Annotated in this window: 26 protein-coding genes; 1 reads left to right on the plus strand and 25 read right to left on the minus strand. The window is 33.4% G+C overall.

The annotated features are described in order from the left end of the window. Positions 1-26: 26 nt before the first annotated feature. Positions 27-1,037, minus strand: a complete 1,011-nt coding sequence (gene neuB / locus CQA38_RS00675) for an N-acetylneuraminate synthase (protein WP_137632084.1) — start codon at positions 1,035-1,037, stop codon at positions 27-29. A gap of 96 nt (positions 1,038-1,133) precedes the next feature. On the opposite strand from neuB, the gene CQA38_RS00680 reads away from it, so the two are divergent. Continuing rightward, positions 1,134-1,388 (plus strand): NAD(P)H-dependent oxidoreductase, encoded by a 255-nt coding sequence (locus tag CQA38_RS00680; protein ID WP_170999452.1) that lies wholly within the window; start codon positions 1,134-1,136, stop codon positions 1,386-1,388. A gap of 24 nt (positions 1,389-1,412) precedes the next feature. On the opposite strand, the gene glpQ is transcribed toward CQA38_RS00680, so the two are convergent. From glpQ to pseF, 24 genes are all read right to left on the minus strand, one after another. Continuing rightward, positions 1,413-2,468 (minus strand): glycerophosphodiester phosphodiesterase, encoded by a 1,056-nt coding sequence (glpQ, locus tag CQA38_RS00685; RefSeq protein WP_137632086.1) that lies wholly within the window; start codon positions 2,466-2,468, stop codon positions 1,413-1,415. A gap of 71 nt (positions 2,469-2,539) precedes the next feature. Further along, positions 2,540-3,226: a class I SAM-dependent methyltransferase gene (locus CQA38_RS00690; protein WP_137632087.1), complete on the minus strand. Its 687-nt coding sequence runs from the start codon at positions 3,224-3,226 to the stop codon at positions 2,540-2,542. Positions 3,227-3,237: 11 nt separating this feature from the next. Continuing rightward, positions 3,238-4,371, minus strand: coding sequence for an N-acetyl sugar amidotransferase (locus tag CQA38_RS00695; protein WP_137632088.1), 1,134 nt, complete (start codon positions 4,369-4,371; stop codon positions 3,238-3,240). A gap of 45 nt (positions 4,372-4,416) precedes the next feature. Further along, entirely contained in the window at positions 4,417-5,610 is a 1,194-nt protein-coding gene (locus tag CQA38_RS00700) for a DUF2972 domain-containing protein (protein ID WP_137632089.1), read from the minus strand. Between the two features lies 1 nt (position 5,611). Further along, on the minus strand, positions 5,612-6,391 hold the full coding sequence (locus CQA38_RS00705; protein ID WP_137632090.1) for a 3-hydroxyacyl-CoA dehydrogenase NAD-binding domain-containing protein: 780 nt from the start codon (positions 6,389-6,391) through the stop codon (positions 5,612-5,614). Further along, on the minus strand, positions 6,378-7,004 hold the full coding sequence (locus CQA38_RS00710) for a DapH/DapD/GlmU-related protein (protein ID WP_137632091.1): 627 nt from the start codon (positions 7,002-7,004) through the stop codon (positions 6,378-6,380). Before CQA38_RS00710 ends, CQA38_RS00705 begins: the two co-directional genes overlap by 14 nt. Before the next feature lie 52 nt (positions 7,005-7,056). Then, complete coding sequence (locus tag CQA38_RS00715; protein ID WP_249355136.1) at positions 7,057-8,091, minus strand: hypothetical protein; 1,035 nt, start codon at positions 8,089-8,091, stop codon at positions 7,057-7,059. Continuing rightward, positions 8,085-8,750: a class I SAM-dependent methyltransferase gene (locus tag CQA38_RS00720; protein WP_137632092.1), complete on the minus strand. Its 666-nt coding sequence runs from the start codon at positions 8,748-8,750 to the stop codon at positions 8,085-8,087. Before CQA38_RS00720 ends, CQA38_RS00715 begins: the two co-directional genes overlap by 7 nt. Next, positions 8,743-9,465 (minus strand): class I SAM-dependent methyltransferase, encoded by a 723-nt coding sequence (locus tag CQA38_RS00725; protein ID WP_137632093.1) that lies wholly within the window; start codon positions 9,463-9,465, stop codon positions 8,743-8,745. The genes CQA38_RS00720 and CQA38_RS00725 overlap by 8 nt, the downstream gene beginning before the upstream one ends. After that, a complete protein-coding gene (locus tag CQA38_RS00730) occupies positions 9,462-10,529 on the minus strand; it encodes a formyltransferase family protein (protein ID WP_137632094.1) in 1,068 nt (355 codons plus the stop codon). Before CQA38_RS00730 ends, CQA38_RS00725 begins: the two co-directional genes overlap by 4 nt. Positions 10,530-10,556: 27 nt before the next feature. Then, on the minus strand, positions 10,557-11,162 hold the full coding sequence (locus CQA38_RS00735; protein ID WP_137632095.1) for a NeuD/PglB/VioB family sugar acetyltransferase: 606 nt from the start codon (positions 11,160-11,162) through the stop codon (positions 10,557-10,559). A gap of 11 nt (positions 11,163-11,173) precedes the next feature. Next, positions 11,174-11,440 (minus strand): type II toxin-antitoxin system YafQ family toxin, encoded by a 267-nt coding sequence (locus CQA38_RS00740; protein WP_137632096.1) that lies wholly within the window; start codon positions 11,438-11,440, stop codon positions 11,174-11,176. Then, a complete protein-coding gene (locus CQA38_RS00745; RefSeq protein WP_137632097.1) occupies positions 11,433-11,627 on the minus strand; it encodes a hypothetical protein in 195 nt (64 codons plus the stop codon). The genes CQA38_RS00740 and CQA38_RS00745 overlap by 8 nt, the downstream gene beginning before the upstream one ends. An 87-nt stretch (positions 11,628-11,714) precedes the next feature. Continuing rightward, on the minus strand, positions 11,715-12,863 hold the full coding sequence (locus CQA38_RS00750) for a LegC family aminotransferase (protein ID WP_137632098.1): 1,149 nt from the start codon (positions 12,861-12,863) through the stop codon (positions 11,715-11,717). Continuing rightward, positions 12,856-13,830: a GDP-mannose 4,6-dehydratase gene (locus CQA38_RS00755; RefSeq protein WP_137632099.1), complete on the minus strand. Its 975-nt coding sequence runs from the start codon at positions 13,828-13,830 to the stop codon at positions 12,856-12,858. The genes CQA38_RS00750 and CQA38_RS00755 overlap by 8 nt, the downstream gene beginning before the upstream one ends. 8 nt (positions 13,831-13,838) lie before the next feature. Next, positions 13,839-15,503 carry a VWA domain-containing protein gene (locus tag CQA38_RS00760; protein WP_137632100.1) on the minus strand — a complete coding sequence of 555 codons (1,665 nt, stop codon included), beginning with the start codon at positions 15,501-15,503 and terminating at the stop codon, positions 13,839-13,841. Positions 15,504-15,577: 74 nt separating this feature from the next. Next, positions 15,578-16,609: a pseudaminic acid synthase gene (gene pseI, locus CQA38_RS00765; RefSeq protein ID WP_137632101.1), complete on the minus strand. Its 1,032-nt coding sequence runs from the start codon at positions 16,607-16,609 to the stop codon at positions 15,578-15,580. A gap of 36 nt (positions 16,610-16,645) precedes the next feature. Then, positions 16,646-17,086, minus strand: a complete 441-nt coding sequence (pseH, locus tag CQA38_RS00770) for a UDP-4-amino-4,6-dideoxy-N-acetyl-beta-L-altrosamine N-acetyltransferase (protein ID WP_137632102.1) — start codon at positions 17,084-17,086, stop codon at positions 16,646-16,648. After that, positions 17,083-17,763 (minus strand): PIG-L deacetylase family protein, encoded by a 681-nt coding sequence (locus CQA38_RS00775; RefSeq protein WP_137632103.1) that lies wholly within the window; start codon positions 17,761-17,763, stop codon positions 17,083-17,085. Before CQA38_RS00775 ends, pseH (CQA38_RS00770) begins: the two co-directional genes overlap by 4 nt. Next, entirely contained in the window at positions 17,753-18,439 is a 687-nt protein-coding gene (locus CQA38_RS00780; RefSeq protein ID WP_137632104.1) for a methionyl-tRNA formyltransferase, read from the minus strand. The genes CQA38_RS00775 and CQA38_RS00780 overlap by 11 nt, the downstream gene beginning before the upstream one ends. Beyond that, positions 18,429-19,160, minus strand: a complete 732-nt coding sequence (locus CQA38_RS00785) for a formyltransferase family protein (RefSeq protein ID WP_137632105.1) — start codon at positions 19,158-19,160, stop codon at positions 18,429-18,431. Before CQA38_RS00785 ends, CQA38_RS00780 begins: the two co-directional genes overlap by 11 nt. After that, the gene (pseH, locus tag CQA38_RS00790; protein WP_137632106.1) at positions 19,160-19,720 is read right to left on the minus strand and encodes a UDP-4-amino-4,6-dideoxy-N-acetyl-beta-L-altrosamine N-acetyltransferase; all 561 of its coding nucleotides are present in this window, start codon (positions 19,718-19,720) and stop codon (positions 19,160-19,162) included. Before pseH (CQA38_RS00790) ends, CQA38_RS00785 begins: the two co-directional genes overlap by 1 nt. Then, entirely contained in the window at positions 19,692-20,546 is an 855-nt protein-coding gene (gene pseG, locus CQA38_RS00795) for a UDP-2,4-diacetamido-2,4,6-trideoxy-beta-L-altropyranose hydrolase (protein WP_137632107.1), read from the minus strand. Before pseG ends, pseH (CQA38_RS00790) begins: the two co-directional genes overlap by 29 nt. Next, positions 20,543-21,235, minus strand: coding sequence for a pseudaminic acid cytidylyltransferase (gene pseF / locus CQA38_RS00800; protein ID WP_137632108.1), 693 nt, complete (start codon positions 21,233-21,235; stop codon positions 20,543-20,545). Before pseF ends, pseG begins: the two co-directional genes overlap by 4 nt. Positions 21,236-21,270 lie beyond the last annotated feature (35 nt).

The following is a 21,270-nucleotide window of genomic DNA, read 5'->3' on the forward strand; positions in this document are numbered from 1 at the left end:
ATTTGTTGCTTTTAAAGGGCTTGTTTTCATTCTTGTATCAATTCATCTTTTTTATAATCTTTATTTGCCCTGCGTCCTATAAACTCATCATAACGCATAGCACTTATGCCATTTGCTGGGCGTTTGGTGCTTAAATTAAGCTCAGTAAAAAGCTCACCTTTTTTAATCTCTTTCTTTGCAACAAGGCTTTTTCTCGCAATGCATAGATTTTCTTTTTCGCTAGCACTGATTTTTTTGATCCCATCTCCTAAGGCAAGCTCACATTCTCTTATAGCTTTTATCATAGCTTTTAACTCATGAGGTTCAAGGCTAGCCTTATGATCTGGTCCAGCTAAGTTTTTATCAAGGGTAAAATGCTTTTCTATAATGCTAGCTCCCAAAGCTACCGCAGCTACAGCACAGTGCAAGCCAAGGCTGTGATCTGAAAGTCCGATTTTGTGTTTGCTAAAGGTTTTTTGTAGGCTTTTTATGGCATTTAAGTTCATATCCTCAAAAGGGGTTGGATAGGCTGTATTAGCATGTAAAATGCTGATATTTTCAGCCTTTGTGCCATTTTGTATCAAGATACTTAAAGCATTTTTTATCTCGTTTATATCACTCATTCCTGTGCTTAAAATCACTTTTTTATTTAGTTTTGCTATGGCTTTAAGTAGGGGTAAATTCGTGATTTCTCCACTTGGAATTTTAAAAATATCAAGTCCTAGTTCATCTAAAAGAGCAATGCTAGGTAGATCAAAAGGGGTAGAAAGAAAGGCAATGCCGCATTTTTTGCAATGTTTAATAAGCTCTAAATGAGCCTTTTTATCAAGTTCAAGCTTTTTAATCATCTCAAATTGGCTTTCATTTTTATCAAGGGCATTTTCAAGCTGATAAGCAGCTTTTGGAGCATTTAGGCTGACAACTTCTTCGGTTTTAAAGCTTTGAAATTTCACAAAATCAGCCCCAGCCTCGCAAGCTACTTCAATAAGCTTTTTTGCCATGTTTAAATCCCCATTATGATTTACCCCAGCTTCAGCGATAATGAGCGTTTTTTGCATTTTTATCCTTTTTAAAAAAAGATAATAGCATAATTTAAGTCAAAATGAAATAAATTTACACTCGTTTAGCTTTTAAAATACTTGTTTTTCTTAGTATTGGCTAAAGATGGGTTATGCTTTTTTTGGTATAGTTCTCCAGCCTTGCTTAAGCATTGGCAAGATGAGCTTTTCACTAGGGCAAATGGAGAAAAACTAAGCGATATAGATACTTGTATTTTTTCTATTAGAAAAAGCTTTGACAATGAAGTTATAGGTGCTCTTGCTCAAAAGTCTTTTGCCATTTTTAATACCCACACTGCAGATTTTAAACTTCCACTTGATGAGTATCTTGCTTATTTGAAGTCTTTTTAGGCAAAAAGCGTGATTTTTCACGCTTTAAGGCTTGGCATTTTTTAAGAACTCAAGGGCTAAATCAGGAAAATCAGTAAATACCCCATCAGCATTTGCTTTAAATAAGACGGCTTCAAAAAGTTCATTGATATTTGAAGCATAGCTTGGTAAATTATCCTTTCTTAGAGTATAAGGATGCACTAAGAGCTTATGTTTGTGGGCGTTTTTTACAAGATCGTTAATGACTATCTTGCCTTTTTTGCTTTTTTGTGTATCAAAAAGCATATCATAACTTGGTCCTAAACCATCGACTATTTTAGCTATTTCACTCATATTTTTTTCATCTAAAAGAGTGTTAAAATCATAGCTTTGCCATTTTCCATCTTTAAGTTCATAAGTTTCATTCCACTCATTTTTGCCTATTAAGGCTATGAGTTTAAGCTCCATTCCTAGCTCTTTCATCAAGGTATTTTTGACATAGAGTAAATTTGGATAATCAAAACTTTGAAAAAATACCTTTGAATCTTTGCTAGTAAGCCCATATTTTTTAAGTGTTAAAAGTGTGGCTTTGGCTATATCTTTGCCCTCTTGAGTGTGAAACCAAGGCATTTTTATCTCAACATAAAGCCCCACATCCTTGCCCATACTTTTGTTAAGTCCTTGTATAAACTCTATCTCTTCTTCAAAGCTATGGATTTTAAAGCTTGATTTATCCATAGGAAAGCGATCTTTATAAACTTGCACCTTTTTACCATTTTTATATTCAAAACCCTCAGTAAAATTTAGGCTCTTAATCTCAGCTAAGGTAAAATCAATGACATAATAGCGTCCATCTTTTCTAGCTCTATTTGGAAAAACACTAGCTACATTAGAAATTCTATCCAAATAAATATCATGCACCACCACAAGCTTATCATCTTTTGTCATAGCTAAGTCTTGTTCTAAATAAGGCACACCAAAACCATAAGCAAGTGCCTTTGAAGCTAAGGTATGCTCAGGCAAATACCCACTTGCACCCCTATGAGCAATGATAAGTTTTTCACTAGCTAAAGCCTCACAAGAAAGCAAAAGCAAGATCAAAAAAGATATTTTTTTAAACATCCTGTCCTCCTTTTTTTGGATTAAGTTTAAAAAAAAGGAGAAACTTTTTGGAAACTTAGCTTTTAAAATTTTTATTCTTTTATACCCACAAAGATAAAATGATGAGCACTGCCTTCAAAGTCATAAAAATTTATAGGATCGTATTCACCTAAAAACAAAGGCTTAAAAGGCTTGAAAAGCTCGCAAAGCTCTTTGGTGTCTTTCACAAAATGTATATAGCTTGTTTCATTGAGTCTGCCCTCAAGCTTTACTTCTCTTAAGCCATTTTGAGCTTCTTTTAAGGCGTGTTTAAAATAATAATTTTTTTCACTCATCATAGTAGCAAAAAGTATGGCTTTTTCATTGGCAAGTTCGTAAAATTCAGCTATGGTTTTAGAAAAATTTTCACGAGGTAAATAATAAAGGCTTTGATTGGCGACAATCAAATCCATTTTTTCGCTAAATAAATGCTTAAAACTCACATTCGCTTCTATGATATGACATTCACCTTTTAATGCACCCCCCCCCCCTGTGAGACTTTCATAAGCTTGCTTTAAGCTTGGCACTATGTCTATACCAAAGGGCTTGTAACCTTTGCTTTGAAAGTATTTTGAATGCACTCCATTACCACAACCAAAATCAAGCATGGTTTTACCTTTAAAATTAAGCTTGTATTTTAGAATTCTCTCATAAAAACGCACTATATGTCCATCAGGAAAACTTAAGCCATAGCCTTGTTTGTCGTATTTGTCTGTATAAGCCTGAGTTGAATTTGTCATCTTTTCTCCTTTTAAATTAATGGGTTTTTAAGCTTAAACTCGCCATATTCGTTTTGATAGAATAAGTCTTTGTTATAGTGCTTTTCTAAGACTTTGTAAAACTCACTTTTAGTATAGCCCACAAAAGAGCAAAAATCCTCTACGACTTTATTATCAAGCTTATGATCTCTTTCATTTACAAGTTTTACAGCTTCTTGCCTACTTAAAAGATTATATCTTACAAAACGAGCCGCATAATCACTTGCCATAGCGTGTCCAAATTTAGGGTATTTCATCCAAGCGTGTAAAATGTAGCCTATGGTATCGATTTGATCAAAATTCTCAGCACAATGGCTTCTATCCCACTCACCTTGTAAGTCTGTAAAGCCTCTGCTTTTTGCAAAAATATAGTTTTGATAGGAATTCCACTTCACAAAATAGCTTAGATATATAGGCTCAAGTTTTTCTAAATCAGCCTTGTTTTTGTTTGGATCAAAGAAAAGTTGTAAATTTTGCTCTTTAATGTCCTCATCTAAAAACTCGTGAATGTCTAAATCACTTGCCACTCCATTTAAAAAAATGCCTTTTGCACTAGGCGTTTCAACACTATCTGTGCCACCATACTCATAACTTACATTTTCGCCATACACCAAAAGAGGAGTGTTAAACTTAGCTGCCATGGCAAAAGGATAGCTATAAATTAAGCGATCGATGAACCAAGTTGGCTTACCATATTTTTCAAAGGTTTTTCGCATAATCTTTTTTTGAGTAAAAATATCTGGTTTTAAGCTAATGATATGGCATTTAAACTCCTCGCTTAAATTGCGTAAGTTTTTCTTGCCAGCTTCAGTCATGGTAAAATTATCCTCAACGCTAAAAAGCACAGGATTCATACCAAGTTTTTCTTTCATAATATGCACTTGAAAATGACTATCCTTGCCCCCACTTACAGCTATTGCACAATCATATTCAAATTTGCCATTTCTATGCCTGTGTTTATCGCACAGCTCTTCAAGCTCTTTAAAGCGGGTTTTATAATCAACCTCATCTTTTTTAGCATGATTTACACAAGCTGAACATAGCCATTTGCCCCCCCCCATGTCGCTAAATTTAATACCCGGACGAGTATTTGGCATCACACACTTTGAGCAATATTGTACTTGCATGTTTTCTCCTTTTAAAATAAATTTGTAAATCGGCAAAAACTTCAATCACTTGATATGTTTTGCAAAGTCCATGAATTCTTGATAATACTTCCAAGAACTGACTATATCAGCCCTGTTTTGCTTGATATGCTTAAGATTGTTTTGCAAAATATACAATAATTTTTTACTTAAAGTCTTATTTTCAAAAAGATAATTTAAAATATCTTCTTCTTTATAGAGCTTATTTTGCTCGGTGTTTATACGCTCTTTTAAGGCTCTTAAAAAATCCTGTAAATAACTTTTTATTTGCTTTAAAAGCTTATTTTCTTTAAGCACAAGTTCTAACTCATCTTGAGCTAAGTATAAAAGCATGTTTTCAAAAGCCAAGTCTTTTTCATCTAAAAGCTCATTACAATGCTTTAAATGAGGATGAATTTGATGAGTGCTTAAGGTGATTTTGATGGCTTTTTTTGCTTTATTTTTTAAAGGAAGCTCTAGGAAAATGGGAAAATAAGTAATGAGCTTGCCATTAATCTGTCCTTTAAAAAGTGCCTTATCTTTTTTAGGAGCTTTAAAATCAAATTTTAAAGCCAGTTTGCTTAAACTATCAAAAGCCTTATCAGGCATAATTTCACTCATATCCATATAAAAAAATTCATGATGTTTTAAATTTTTTACAAAAAAATCTTGACAAAAAATAAGTTCATTGATCCACTTAGGCAAAGAATGTAAATTTGGAGCTTGTCCTAGCACTTTTTTATTTTTAAGGGCATTTGAAGCAAAGCCATTGATATAGTATTTTTTGATATTTAAAATAGAGCTAAAATCTTCATCAAGCTTTAAAACTCGCTTTGCTCCACCACTACTTGGATGATTTATCCCAGTTTTTAGTATAGAGATAGGATCACGCACCAAAGATAAAACAGGAACTTCTTTTTTTATGCTTGCAAGAAAATCAGCTCTTTGCTTTAAATTTAAATTCCAATGCTCTATATAGCTGATAATTTTATATGAAGCTGGGCTTTGAAGCCTTTTAAAATGTTCAAAATAAAGCCCCTTAGCACTTTTTCTTAAACTCTCATCGCATAAAGTGATATGACAAGCTTGCAAAAATTTCACCAAAGCAGATGAGCCACAAAGCCCAGTAGCAATGAGTATGAACTCATAGTTTAAAGGCAAAGCAATGTTTTTAGCCCATAAAAGATTTTTAAGGCTTTCATCATTTAAAAGCTTTGAGTGTATTAGTGTTTGTATGTGCATTTTAAACTTCCTTTATTGAGAGTAAAAAGTCTTTGATTTTGGTTTTATTTTTCCTGCCAAGTATGCCAAGTTCAAGGGCTTTTTTAAAACTTTTTGGATAATAAAAACTTTCATCATCTTCATGTAAATTCAAGCAAATTTGATCACAAATTTCAATGCCTATAATATCAATTATGCTTAAAATATCTCTTTTTTCATAAAGCTTTTCATACACTAGCTCACATTCTTGCAAGCTATAATCAAGCTTTTCTATCATCTTAAAGAAAGTTGCAATTTCATTAAATAAAAGCAAATTTGCTAAATTACCTCTATTTCCCTTAGCCTTGATAAGACAAAAATCAAGCTTTTTTAATTCTTGTATCAACACTAAAGCTTCATTTTTAGGATCATAAAGTTCAGCCAGTTTTAAATATATGGGATTAAAAAAATGAAGCAAGCCACACCCTAAATCCTTACTTGAAAAAGAGCTTGAATTTGAAAATATAGCCCTTTCATGAGAGCTTTGAAATTCTTTTATGCACCTTTGCTTAAGCTCTAAATTTTCAGGCAAGCACTCTATACAAAGTGCTTCAGGCAGGCTTTTAATACGAGTATAAAAACAAAAACTGCCCTTTTGACTAGGCTCTAAATTAAGCTTTTTGCTAAGGACTTTAGCTTGAAACTCAAGCTCCTTAAGCCTTGTTTTGTGCGTATAAATGCAAACTTCAAAGCCAAGATTATAAAATAAAGCGCTAATTTGCGTTCCCATAGTGCCACAAGCTAAGATATTAAGCCTTTTCATTTTGTTTTACCTTTAAAGTTCTTAAATTAAATATGAGCTGATTATCTTTGTATGATTTTGAAAGCATAACACCTGCACTTAAAACGCAGTTATTTCCAAGTCTAGCCTTAGGCAGCAAACTTGCGCCAGTGCCTAAAAAGCAATTCTTACCTGTTTTGGCTTCTCCGTTTAAGGTAGCGTAAGGACAAAGTATTGAGTTTTCACCTACCACACAATCATGAGCCACTGAAGCATAGATATTTAAAAGCACAAAGTCTTCAAGTTTTGCACCAGCATTAAGCATGCTATGTGGACAAAGCACTACGCCCTCACCAAGCAAAGCATCACTAGCTACAATGGCACTTGAGTGAATAAAGCTAAAAAAATTCGCCCCTCTAGCTTTAAGCTTAGCGATGATACTGGCTCTTAACTCAACTTGTCCTATACCAAGTAAAAAACTTGCCTCTTTAAAAAAGCTTTGATGTATGCTTCCTTCATCGCCTAAATAAGAAAGTTCGTAAAAAGCACTTTTTTGCTTGTCTATATAGCCTAAAATTTCATGATCGGTGTTTTGAAGGTATTGATAAAGCTCTTTAGCAAAGCCACCTGAGCCAACTAAGATAAGCTTATTCATGCGCACTCCTTTTTTTCATGAGGAAGATACCTTGGAATGAAGCTTAAGAAAATCAATGCCCCCCCCTATAGGCTAAAAAATAAGAATTTTTATAATTTTTACACAAGTTCGTATAAGTATTGTGATCAAAAATCATTCCCCCTATACAAAAATAAGTCCAAAGTGTAGAAAAACGTTCTTTAAAATAATACAAACTATCATCATCTTGCATACCTCCTCCAAGTATGCAAAACTTCACTCCTTTGCTGGATCCGTATTCAAAAGCAAAGTCAAGTAAAGCAGCACTAGCGTTTGAATGCTTGGAATTTGCACTTAAATGATAATACGCAAAGTTTTCATTCATAAAAAAAGAAGCATAGGCTTTGTTGCCTTCTTTATCTAAGGCTTTGAAAAGTTTGTATTCTTTAAAATCAAAAAGTGCGTCAAAATATGTCTTGTCAAAATAATAAAAACTCCCAGCTTTATTTCTTTGCATGGTTTGCGTATAAAGCTCTATAAAAGCTTGATTTTCATCTTTAAAGCATTCTTGTATCTTAATCTCAGTTCTTGCTTTTTTAATATAGCTTTTAATGCGAGGGCTGTAATTTGAGCGTATGTGAGTTATGCCATTTTCAAGAGGCACTAGGACGATTTTTTTATCTTTTTTGAAAAATTCAAGCTCATTTTCATACAAGGATAAATTATCATCAAAAGGGTGAAAACGCACGAAAAAAGCAATGATCTTTTCTTTCAAGGCTTTTTCTTTGAGAGCTTTTAAAGCCCGAGTTAAAAAGGCTTTATCATCAGTATTTGCATAAAAACCACTATAGCCATATGGGCTTTGTAGATCGAAAAATGGTGTATTTGTAATCTTGCTTTTAATGCCTAAGCTTTTAAAAACAAAGCCCTTGCTTTTAAACTCAAACTCAAAGACTTCCCCATAAAGCCTTGCATAGCTTGCTTTAAAATAAATATCATGCTCATACGATAGCTTTTTTTGATGACGGGTATCTAAAAAGCTTTGAAGTGAAATTTTACTCATTTTCCAAAGCTCTTGTTTTGAGATATGGTACTGGTTTGAATTTTTGTAATGCCCCCCCCCTAGCATTTCACACCCTCTACTATATAAAGCTTATCAATTATGGTTTTATCTTGCTCTAATATACTTGTAAGTATATTTTCTATCTTAAAATTTTTATCTTTATAAAGTCTTTTTAGGCTATTTTTATCCTCAAAACGAAGTGAGCCAACATGAGTGTAAATGCCTTCTTTTGGCTCTTGAAAGGCTGGCTTAGTTTTGTCATACCCTAAAAGTCCTTTAGCTAGAGTCGAGGAATAAAACTTGCCTTTGGTTTTAAGCTTTTTGATAAGCTTGCTAAAAATCAGCCTTGTTTTATCAAAATCATTGCAGGTTAAAGAAGCTACATCGATGATAGCATCAAAGCTTTCATCTTCAAGCTCATCAAGTTTTTGTGCGTAATCACCTTGCAAAAGTGTGTCAATTTGTCCGATTAAGTGTTCTTCTTGCATTCTTTTTTGAAATCTTTCAATCCCACTTTTGCTCCACTCAATCCCACTTACCCTAAAACCTTCTCTTGCACAAAACCACAAATTTGCTCCTGTGCCAAGTCCAAGTTCTAGGATTTTAACCTTGTTTCTATCTTTAACTTTATAAAAATTTCTAGCTATAAAGCGTATGAGATTTTCTGGCGGGTATTTGCCCCATTCTCTGCTTGAAAAAATATCCTCCCAAATTTGCTTAGCCATGTTTTACCCCTGTAATGATAAATAAGTCATTTTCCACAACGCCCTTACTTGAGTGCGTGAGCTTGCTAATGCTTTGCACTTCATAGTCCTTGCCCTCATAAAGCTTTTTAATGTCCTCTTCATCGCAAAAGCGAATTACGCCTGTGAAAGCATCGCTTCCCTCAACTGGGCGGCAGCAGTGATGTCCTAAGCTTTTATCTTCCTTAAAGCCAAAATTATTTGCACTTGGGGTAATGGAGAGGAATTTTCCGCCCTTTTTAAGCTTTTTTACTGCTTTTTCAATGATATTTTTTGTTTTTTCAAAATCATTATAGGCGAGTGAATAAGAATCCATAAAAGCATCAAAGCTTTCATCTTCAAGCTCATCAAGTTTTTGTGCGTAATCACCTTGCAAAAGTGTGTCAATTTGTCCGCTCAAATGCTCTTCTTGCATTCTTTTTTCAAATCTTTCAATCCCGCTTTTGCTCCACTCAATCCCACTTACCCTAAAACCTTCTCTAGCACAAAACCACAAATTTGCTCCTGTGCCAAGCCCAAGTTCGAGCACTTTTACGCTGTTTCTATCTTTTGCATTGTAAAAATTTCTAGCGATAAAGCGGATAATGGCTTCGCTTGGGTATTTGCCCCATTCTTTATGTGTGTAAATTTGTTCCCAAATTTCATCAGGGCTACCTAAACCTGTGCTGATTTCAGCATTGCTAATAAATTTTTTCATGTATTCTCCTTATGTTGAATTGTGTTTTTTGTATAAAAAAGAGTGTAAAAATATAAGAAAATGTATAAATATATAAAAAGAAAGTATGAGGAAGGGCTATAAATAAAAATGATAAATTTAAATGCCCCCCCCCCATTATCAAATTTAAGATAGTTTGTTCTGTGCTGGGTATTTTCTTGTGGTGAGGCTTTAAGTCTATAGCCTATTTTTATTTGTCCTTCAAAGTGAAAAGCTGTGATTTTAAGCACGCTATCTTTAGTTTTAACTAAGAAACAATCTTTTCCAAGCCCCACAACTGCACCTTCTATAGCTTTGTAATTGGGTGCTTTAATAAGTTTGCTTTTAAACATAGTGATGATTTTATCCTCGATAAAAGCCTTTGCTCCTAAATTTGGGGCATTTAAAGCACGGATAAAATTAAAACATTCTCTTGAGCTTTGATGAAAGTCTATAAACTCATCGCCCTTTATGCGAGCTGGGCAGTAAAAGCCCATTTTACCTTGTTTTTTTGCCCTAACTTCGCCTTTAACAAAGAGCTTTAAAGCCTCAAAAAGCACATTTGCACACTCTATATGAGCTTTTTTAAGCAAACTTGAATAATCATCCCTATCACTTATTGCAAAGCATTTTTGCAAAATAATATCGCCTGTATCAATGCCTAAATCCACAAAATGAACACTTATGCCAAATTCTTTTTCATCATTGATTAAAACCCAGTTTAATATATTTCTACCCCTGTAAAAAGGGAGTTTTCCAGCATGACAATTAACGATTTTATTTTTAAAATGAGCCAATAAATCAGCCTTAAAAATTTGATCAAAGCTCATTGAAACAAGTAAATTTGGCTTAAAAGCTAAAATTTCCTTGATGAAGTTTGTATCATTGATATCTTTGACGATGAAGATGGGGATTTTATGTTTTTTAGCAAGTTTGATTAAACTTAAATCAGGATTTTTATACCGCAAGACTATGAATTTTATACTCATATCTTGATGTGAAATGATCTTTAAAAAGCAATTATACGCCCATTTGCCATCTGCAAAATAGCCTATATTAAGCTGCATTCTTACTCCTTTTAAGAGGAGTAAATTTTATGAATTTATAAAGCCCCCCCCCCATGTTAGATTTTTACCAGCAAAAAATACGCTTTGTTCTGCTAGGTTTTGAGTATGTTTAAGCATGGAATTTGAGCCTACAAAGCTTTTTTGAGCCACTTTACACTCTCCATTGACTACAGCAGCTGTTGAGATATGACAAAAATCCTCCACCACTGCATCATGTTCTATCAAGGCTTTGGTATTGATAATGCAGGCTTTTCCTATCTTAGCATTTGTATTGATTAAGGCTTGATGCATGATGATACTTGCTTCATTTGAGATAAAAGCATGTTTAGAAACATAAGCAAGAGGCGAGATGATAGTAGGTAAAACAAAACCTATGCTTTTTAGACGTTCAAAAAGCTTCATTCTAAGTTCAGGGCTTTTGATCTGTCCTATACCCAAAAAAGCAAATTTACAAAGCTTAAAAAGACGAGGTAAATCATCATCACAGCCCAAAATTTCATAACCTAAAATGTTTTTTGACTTGGTATTATTATCCACAAAACCAAGAATTTCAAATTTAGCTTCTTTTTCAATCACATCAACGCAAGATTTAGCGTGTCCTCCAGCACCGATGATGAGTAGTTTTTCTTTCATTTTTTCTTGTCCTAAAAAAGTTTGCTATGAGAGCCTATGCTTATACAAGTAAGCACTAAAATAGTATTTTGTTTTTGATAAATTAAAAGTAAATCAGGCCTAATATGGCATTCTTTATAATCTTTATATTTGCCTTTTAAGTGATGATCTTTATATTTTGGTTCTAAAACTGCACCACTAAGTAATTTTTCTATAAGCTCTAAGCTTAATTTTTTATCTTTTTGAGATAATTTTTTATATTGCTTATCAAATTTATGAGTAGTTTCAAGTTTATACATTCATAGCCTTAGCAAAAGCTTGAACGCTATCCCAACGAGTTGTTTTACCTTCTTTTGCTTCTTTTATAGCTTCTAAAAATTCTTTATTTGGAGTATCGATTTTTTTCATCTTAACCTTAGCACTTTTAGCAAGCCCCTTAAATGCTGGTAAAAACTCATCTTTTACATTTTCAAAAATCAAAGTCATTTTTTATCCTTTTGTTCTTATTATAACATAAATTTACAATTAAGCTGTTTTTCATATTTTAAAATACTTTATATCTTTTTGATATTTTCAACCCTCATAACGCACACTACTTGGCAGATTAACTATCCTTGAAATGAGTTTGATTGTGTTTTTAAGCTCGTCTTTTTGGCAGTTTTTATACATTTTAAGGCTATGTAAGCCCTGCCAAGCTGGACGTAGATAAATTTTTTCTTTGTGAGCTTCTTCTATAAAGGCTGTTCTTGTGTGTTCATCTTTGGCGATGAGAGTATTAAGCCAAAAATTGCTTTTTTCATCTTTGCTTTCATCGACAAAAATAAAATTCTTGTTGTCCTTAAAAAAGGCTTTATACTGCTTGGCTAGCTTTCTTTTATCTTCCACAAAGTCATCAAGTTTTTCAAGCTGGGCTAAAAGTAAGGCTGCGTTTATGTTGCAAAGGCGGTAATTATAGCCTATTTCATCGTGTTTATATTCATAAGCATGAGGGATTTTAGCGGTGGTGCTTAGATGTCTTGCTTTTAAGGCTAGTTTTTCATCATCGCTTAAAAGCACGCCCCCACAACCTCCTGTGATGATTTTGTTGCCATTAAAGCTATAAATTCCAGCTCTAGCAAAGGTGCCTAAGGCTTTGTTTTTATAAAGCGAGCCTACAGCTTCAGCTGCATCTTCTATCAAAGTGATGTGAAAATCATCACAAATTTGTTTTAGCTCAGTTATCTTTGCACTCAAGCCAAAGCTATGCATGATTATACAAGCTTTTATGCGTTTTTTGGTATTTTTGTTAAAACATTTTTTATCTTTAATCAAGGTATTTTGTTCTAAAAATGCCCTTAAAGCTTTAGGGCTTAGGCTTAAAGTCTTTTCATCTATATCTATAAAAATAGGCTTTGCTCCTGTGTAAGCTATGGCATTTGCAGTGGCTACAAAGCTTAGGCTTTGAGTGATAACCTCATGATTTGCCTTTACTCCACTTGCTAAAAGGGCTATATGAAGCGCAGAAGTGCCACTATTCATAGCTACAACGAATTTGCTTTTTGTATATTGAGCCATAGCTTGTTCGAATTTAAGCACAAACTCACCAACACTTGAGACAAAGCCACTTTTTAAGCATTCATTCAAATAATCTTGCTCATTGCCTATAAATTTTGGCTCATGTAAAGGAATTTGCTTCTTAGATGCAAAAAGGCTTTTAATAAAGCTAAGTTCAGCCTTAAACATTGTAAATTCCAGCCTTATAAAGTTTTAAATTTTCTTCTTTTTCAAACCATGCTAGCGTTTGTTTTAAGCCCTCTTTAAGATCAAATCTACTTTTCCAAGAACTTGCTTTTTGAAGTTTTGAGCTATCACTTATGAGCCTAAAAACCTCGCTATTTTTAGGACGCAATCTTTCTTTATCTTGACTAACTTTGATATTTGTTCCTAAAATGCTTTGAATTATATCAAGCACTTCTTGCATAGAGTGTTCAACTCCACTTCCTATGTTAAATACCTCGCCAAAGCTTGAAAGCTCAAGCAAGCTTGCAAAGCCCTCGCAAGTATCAAGCACAAAATTTAAATCCCTTGTTGGACTTAAATCCCCAAGTTTAAGCTCCTTTGCCCCACTTAAAATTTGAATGATAATGCTAGGGATAATAGCCCTTGCACTTTGTCTAGGTCCATAAGCATTAAAAGGACGCGCGATGATAATAGGCATTTCATAAGTATTATAATAACTAAGCGCTAACATATCAGCTGCGATTTTACTTGCTGAATAAGGGCTTTGAGGTTGTAAAGGGTGCTTTTCATCTATGGGGCTGTAAAGGGCTGTGCCATAAACCTCGCTTGTTGAGGTGTGTATAAAATGTCCTACCTTAGCCTTTTTGGCTGCTTCAAGCATATTAAGCGTGCCTATGATATTTGTATCTACATAGGATTTTGGGGCTTCATAAGAATAAGGAATGGCAATTAAAGCCCCAAGATGAAACACAGCGTCCATTCCCGCAGTGATCTTTTCACAAAAAAAGCTATCCCTTAAATCCCCACTAATGATCTCAAGCTCATTTTTACAAGGCAAATGCTCCAAATGCCCCCAAAAATTAAAAGAATTATACTGGCTTAAAGCCCTGATCTTATGTCCCTTAGCGTGCAAGCATTCACATAAATGAGAGCCTATAAAGCCATCAGCTCCGGTGATGAGAATTTTCATTTTTGTCCTTATTGTGATTTGTTATTTAGGCTTTTAAGGCGACTTGCTTTTGATACAAGCCCTATAAATTCTTTTTTATAGACATCATTGCTGACTTCTTTGTCATTTAGTATCTCTAAAATCATGTCAAAGTTTGCACTGCCTTTGTATTTTGAATCCTGTAAAATCATCGCAAAAGCTGCCACTGCAGCAGCAAAACGCGTATTTACATCGCCTTTTGGATCATAATCTTTATCGCTAAGAGCTTTTTCGATGAGTTTTGATTTTTCTTTGTTGTGTGCTTGATTGAGCGGTTCTTTATAGCGAATTTTGATATTAAGCCATTCTTCTTTGAATTTTTCATTTGCCACTTGAGAGCTGTATTTTAAAGGATCGATGATGGGCTTTGCGTTTGAAGCTTTGTTTTCATTTTGTAAGCTATCAGCTGGGATAAGTTCATAAAGAGCTGTAACGCTGTGTCCTAAGCCCATTTCAGCAGCGTCTTTTTCATCATCATTAAAATCCTCATTATTAAGTTTTCGTTTTTCATAGCCTATGAGCCTATAAGCAGCCACTTTGCTTGGGTTAAATTCAACTTGAATTTTTACATCTTTTGCGATAGTGATTAAGCTTGCGCCTATCCTATCAACGAGCAATCTTTTTGCTTCAAGTTCATCATCGATATAGCCATAATTTCCATTGCCATTATCAGCAAGTTTTACGAGCAAAGAGTCTTTGAAATTTCCCATTCCAAAGCCAAATACACTAAAATACACCCCGCTTTTTGCTTTTTGTTGTATGAATTTTAAAAGCTCATCTTGACTTGTCATGCCTACATTAAAATCCCCATCACTTGCGAGTATTATGCGGTTTATTCCGCCTTTGATAAAATGCTTTTGTGCGAGTTCATAAGCTTTTTCAAGCCCATCACCGCCATTAGTTGATCCACTTGCATATAAAGAAGCAATTGCTTGTCTGATTTTAGCTTTATCAGAGCTTGCTTCAAGCACCACCTTTGTGCCAGAAGCATAAGTAACTATGCTGATTTTATCTTTTCTATTAAGCTTTTGAAGCAACATTGTTAAAGATTTTTTAACCAAAGGTAATCTATTCTCACCATCCATTGAGCCTGAAACATCGATTAAAAAGATAAAATGTGAGCTAGGACGCTTATCCCAATCAAACTCCTTAGCCTTAATGCCTATACGTAAAAGTTTGTGTTCTTTGTTCCAAAAAGTATCACTGAGCTGAGCATCTATAGCTACAGCTTCATTTTGTGGAGCAGGATAAGAATACTCAAAAAAATTCAACATTTCTTCAGTTCTTATCATACCAGCACTTGGTAGCCTTGAATTCTCGATAAAAGATTTAACAAGGGTATAAGAAGCACTATCTACATCAGCACTAAAGGTTGATAAGGGCGAAGTTGAGCTTTGGATAAAGACATTTTCATTTATATGATCGAAAGAATTCGTGTTAAACTCAGCTTCAGCTTGCCCAGAAAGCTCACTTACGCTTCCTATATTAGAAACGCTAGAATTTATCCGTCGTTCTTCCATAGAATCATAACTAGGCCTTGAATAATACATCTCATTGTAATTAGTAGTAGAATTAGGGCTGTAATTATTTCCACAAGCGATAAACTGCACCGACACAAAACTTAAAGCTAAGTAAAAAAAGATTTGTTTTAGCATCGCTAATCTCCTAATTTTTGCGGATATCGTATCAAAATCTTTCTTAGCTTAAACTTATTTTATGTTTTAATTTTTTACTCAAAATCTTGTCTGCTTAAAGCACTTGCAAAACTTATGTCTTTTAAGGCTTTTTTTCCAAGTAAATTTTTAAGCTCTTTTGGGTGCAAACCAAAGCTAGGACGCACACTTTTAACATTTTGCTCGCTAAAAATTTCGCCCTTTTTAATATCTTTGCTTGCATATAAACTTCTTGCAAAAGTTCTATTTTTTAAAGCCTTTTCATCAAGGGCTAAGCTCGCACTGCCTAGTGCCAGTTCAGCCTCTCTTACAGCCTCAACCAAGGCTTTAAACTCATGAAAATCTAAGCTAAAAGCACTATCCTCGCTTTCAATGCTTTTATCCAGCACAAAATGTTTTTCAATAGCTCTTGCTCCAAGCGCTACACTTAAAACACTAGCCATTGAACCAAAGCTATGATCGCTTAAGCCAACTTCGGTGTTAAATCTTTCTTGCAAGCTTTTTATGGCATTTAAGTTCATATCCTCTAAGCTTGCAGGATAAGATGAGGTGCATTTTAAAAGCATTAAATTCTCATTTTTACATACTTTAAATATATCAACCACAGCTTTAATCTCAAGTTCATCAGCTATACCACAAGAAACAAAAGTAGGCTTTTGCTCTTTAGCGATAAGCTCAACAAAGGCTTCATCAACGGCTTCAAAAGAAGCGATTTTATAAGCAGGAGGATCAAATCTTTTTAAAAAATTTACATCCTCTTTTGAAAAGGGGCTTGAAAAGCATATTATGCCCTCATTTTGTGCTGCTTCAAAGATGAGAGAATGCCACTCATAAGGCGTTTTTGCACTTTCATAAAGTTCATAAAGTCTTCTTTTGTCCCAAAGTCCGCCCTTGATGATGAAATCTTCTTTATCGCTATTTAAAGTAAGACTATCTGGGGTATAGGTTTGAATTTTTATCGCATTTGCACCAGCTTCTTTAGCTGCCTTAACGCTTTTTAAAGCAAGTTCTAAAGAACCGGCATGATTAGCTGAAAGTTCAGCGATGATAAAGACTTGTTTTTGGGTATTAAAATTAGCAATTTGCATAAATATCCTTGAGTATTTTTTTGATTATATCGAAATTTATTTTATTAGATGAAAATATTTCATTTTTTCATCTTCTTTGTCGAGACAAAAACCAAAATCAAGATATAGTTTTATAGCTTTTTCATTGTGTTTAAAAGCTCTAGCTTTTATTTTTATAAGCTTCAATTCATTAAAAGCATATGCTAGCATGGCTTTCATAAGGTTTTTTCCGTTTCCCTTTAAATTTGGATTTTGATATAATCCAAATTCAGTTGTTTGTTTGCAGATATTAATGAAATATATCACGCCTATCATCTCATCATTATAAAAACATAAAAAATAACGTTTGTCTTTATGTAGGGGTAAATCTTTTATAAATTTTTTGTGCTCATTAAAGCTAAAGTATTTGTTGAGCATATTTTCAGCTTGCTTCATCCTCCATTTATAAACGAGTTTTATTTCTTGATTGTTTAGCTCTATAAAATTTTTTAATTTCATTTGAGTATTCTTATTGCTATAAATGCTTCAGCATACTTTACACCCATTCTTATGCCATGATATTTTGCATTATGTTTTATATTTTCAAGACTTCTCTGATGGGGAAAGTCACAAAGCTCGGATTTATAGATATTCATAGCTTCTAATTTAAGTTCTAGTGTTTGGCTAATGTCAAAATATACATTAGGTGAAAAACTCAAAGGATAGTTAAATTCTGTCGAAGAAAGTACTTCAAAACTATAAATTTCTTTTACACATTCGCCTATTAAGCTTCTTGAAGCTGTGAGTACAGCTTTAAAACAAAGTTGGTGATCAATATTTAAATCTTTTTCATAGTGTGTAAAAATAATATTTGGTTTTATTTTGTTTTTGATTTTCTCTACTTCTTTAATAATATCTAGCAAATTTATACTATCAAAGCGATTGTCGGCAAATTTAGTTCTAAAAAGTTCTTTAACACCGATAAGTTCATTTGCTTTGATGCATTCTTGTTCTAAAATAGCAAAATCTTTTTCATGTTTTGCTAGTTGTCTTTGGTCTTTCCTGCTTGTTTTTCCTTCTCCAAGTACCAGTGTATAAACTTCGCTACCTTCTTGTATGAGCCTTGCAGCTGTGCCAAAACAACCTAAGACTTCATCATCAGGATGTGCCGCTACGATTAAAATTTTATTTTTCATGTATTTTGAACCTTCCTATAAGTTGTTTTTTGCCAAATTGAACTTTTTCAAACTCGATTTTTATATTTTTAAATTCTAAAAATGCCTTTGGATACTTTGGAGCATCAAGCATTCGTATAAAGTCATAAATTTTTTGCAAGTTACATTCATCCAAAGTGTTTAAATTACTTTGTTCCGGTTTTCTTCTGGGAAAAAAGCAAATTTCGCCTTTCTGGGCGTATGGTTTTGGATTTTGTATGATGATAAATGGTATCATTTGATTAAAAATAATACTTGAAATTTCTTGATATATCTTTTTGGCATTTCCTTTGCTTAAATCAAAATTTACCTTCATATAAATATCTCCAGCATCAAGTTTTTCAACGGCCTTTAATGCGGAAATTTTTGTTTGATAAATACCCCTAATGATTAAATTTTGTAAAGGAGAACCTCCGCGAGCAAAAGGTAAATCGCTCATATGAAAGATAATGCAAGTATAATTTTCATAAATTTCTTTATCTATCATATAGCTATAATGAGGGAAAAATATCCATTTTGGATTTATACTTTGCACTTTTTTAATGTTTATTTTATTCTTTGTGAGATAAAAATCAAAATGAGTATAATGCTTTTTAAGCACATAAAAATTTTTTATATCATATGGTTTTGAAGCTACTATAAGAATTTTATCCCGCATAAGAAAGCCTTTGAGATTTATGCAGACTGAAAAAAAATAGATTATGATGAGAGTGTTTATTGTTTAATGCCCCCCCCCCAGTAGAAGTATTTGGCTGCTCATCGTAGTAAATTTTAAGTATAAATTTTTTACCATTTTTAATGAAAAAAGCTGGAAATTCATCATTTGAGCAAATTCTTAAAAGATTAAATTGCTCGTTTAAACTTTTGTGTATATCAAGCTCGCTATCTTTAGGGCTTCTTTTTGGATAAAAGCTTTCTTTTCCGCTTTGTTTTCTTGCTTTTATATTTGGATAAAGTTTTAAAAAATCAAGCACAAGTTTAATACACAATTGTCCTTGCTTGGCTCTTAATTCCTCGTAAAGTTCAAGTCCGTTTAAGTATAAGCTTTCTTGCAGATAGATATCGCCACCATCAGCTTTTTCTCCTGCTTCAAAAAGGGTAAAAACTATTTCATTTTGCCCTTGTAAGACTTGGTGAAAAAGTGGAGACCAGCCCTTACCTTGAGGTAAATTTGAAGCGTGAATGACAAGGTTATGCTTGTGTTTGGCTAGAAAAGCTTTTTCTATGATTTTATGATAAGAAAGTATAAATACTATGTCAAAGTTTTCTTTTAAATCTTTATGATCGTAAAAAAGCCTTGCATTTTTAAGCTGTGAAATAAGCTTTTTTGCATAAGGGATAAACCATTGATTTTTTGAAGTTAAAACAGCGATTTTCATCAGCTTGCTCGCTTTTGAGTTAAAGCATGAAAAATCAGGCTTGATTTAAAAGAGTAAAAATAAAGAGTGCTAAGATGAGAGCTTTTTAATGCCCCCCCCCCATTAAGGCTAAGATACATCATCTTTTCATCACTTTTTTCTATGCTAAAATTAAAACTTAAATACAAATTTATCGCCCTTTCATTGTCTTTAAAAGCCCTTGCTTTAAGGTTTTGCACCTTTAAGGTGTCAAAGGCGTATTCTAGCACAAATTTCATTAAAACTTTGCCATATCCTTTTAAATTCGGGTTTTGATATAAGCCAAATTCACAAGCTTTTTCATTGATTTTTACAAAATCAATCACACCTATGGCTTTTGAGTTCTCAAAGACTAAGAAGTATTTTTTAGTCTTATCGTTTTTGAGTTTTTCAATGAAGTTTAAATGCTCTTTTAAGCTTATATTTTTTTGGAGAAAAAAATGTTTTATTCTTATATCATTTCTCCATTGTAATACCATTTCAAGCTCTTTTTGATCAAGCTTAGTAAAGTCTTTAAGCATAACGCTCGCCAGCTTTATCATAAAACTCAACTTCCTTGCCATTATCTTTGAGCCAAAAGGCGATCTTTTCTTGATTTTTATGCGTGCAAATAGCTTTAAATTTAGCTTTTAAGATCAAAGCTTCATTGACTAAGCTGCTTGCTTGAATGATAAGCTTTTTGCTTTCATTCATCGTTTTTGCAAAATCTTTTAAATCCACAGCCAAAGTGATGTTTTTGTGATTTTCACAAATTTGAGTAAGGGCTTTGAGGTTTTTGTTTTGTGAGCTTGTAGCGATGATAATGTTAAGGCTTGAGGGCAGATCAAGAGCGATTTTGGCACTTAAGTTTGCACTATCTGTGCCACCTAAGCAGATAAAGATATCATGGATTTTTTTTCTTGTGATTTTGGCTTCTTCGTAGAATTCATCTCGTATTAAAGCATACGCAAAGCCACATCTTAGCTCGCAAAAACTTGGTACAAGATTTTTGTAAAGTTCGGCTTTTGCGTAAGGATTGACATTAAGCAAGATATCACAATAATGAGGCTTTAACTCATCATCAAAGCTTAGAATTTCAACTCCAGTAGCTTCTTTGATCAGTTTTTCATCTTTTGCATTTATTTGATAATGATCGATGATTAAAAGCTCAAAACCTTCATCAAGTATAAGATCGATCAGCTCGCTAATAGCGCTACTATCAAGCAAAAACACCTCATAAGGAATGCTTTCTATGATATTGCCTTCAAGTTCAAGACAAGCAAAGCTTACCTCGTCTTCATAATACTGCTTTGAAGCTAAAAGCAAATCCCTTCTAATATGCCCGTGTCCTATCTTAGAAGAGCTATCGGCACGAAAAAGTACTTTCATTTCTTTTCTTTCATCATATAAAGTATTTTTGCAAATTCTAAATCCTCATACGTATCGATATCGCACACTAAATTTTTTGGTAACAAAAACACACTTGAATAAGGCTTAAACAAAAAGTCTTTTTCAAGCCAAGCTTTTTTCTTACCAAAATAAAAAGCCCCAGCATCATGATAAGCTTTTTGCAAGTCTTGAGAACGTGAAAAATAAAAGCTTTCATCAAACATACTTACCCTTTGACTCTCATCAAGCTTAAATGCCCTTTGTATAGGATAGTCAAACTCACAAGCGGCAAATAAAAACTCGCTTTGATTGTCAAGGAATTTTTCATAAGCTTGTTTTAAAATTTCAGCATTTAATAAAGGCGTGGTTGCATACAAACAGCATACATTGTCAAAGCTTTTACCAAGTTTTTCAAGTTCTAAGATAGCATCTTTAATTACAGCTGTGCTTGAGCTATAATCATCACTTAGTTCTTTTTTTCTCACAAAAGGCACGTTTGCACCACAGCTTAAAGCCACATTGATGATTTTTTCATCATCGCTTGAGACTATCACTTCATCAAAGATACCAGAATTTAAAGCATGATCTATACTATAAGCAATGAGGGGCTTGCCATGAAAATCGATGATATTTTTATAAGCGATCCTCTTACTGCCCCCACGAGCTGGTATAATGCAAATGCTTTTCAAAGACTTTTCCTTAAAATTTTAAAAAGCATTATACT

Origin of the sequence: Campylobacter sp. MIT 12-5580, assembly GCF_005406235.1 — a bacterium.
Classification (GTDB): domain Bacteria; phylum Campylobacterota; class Campylobacteria; order Campylobacterales; family Campylobacteraceae; genus Campylobacter_D.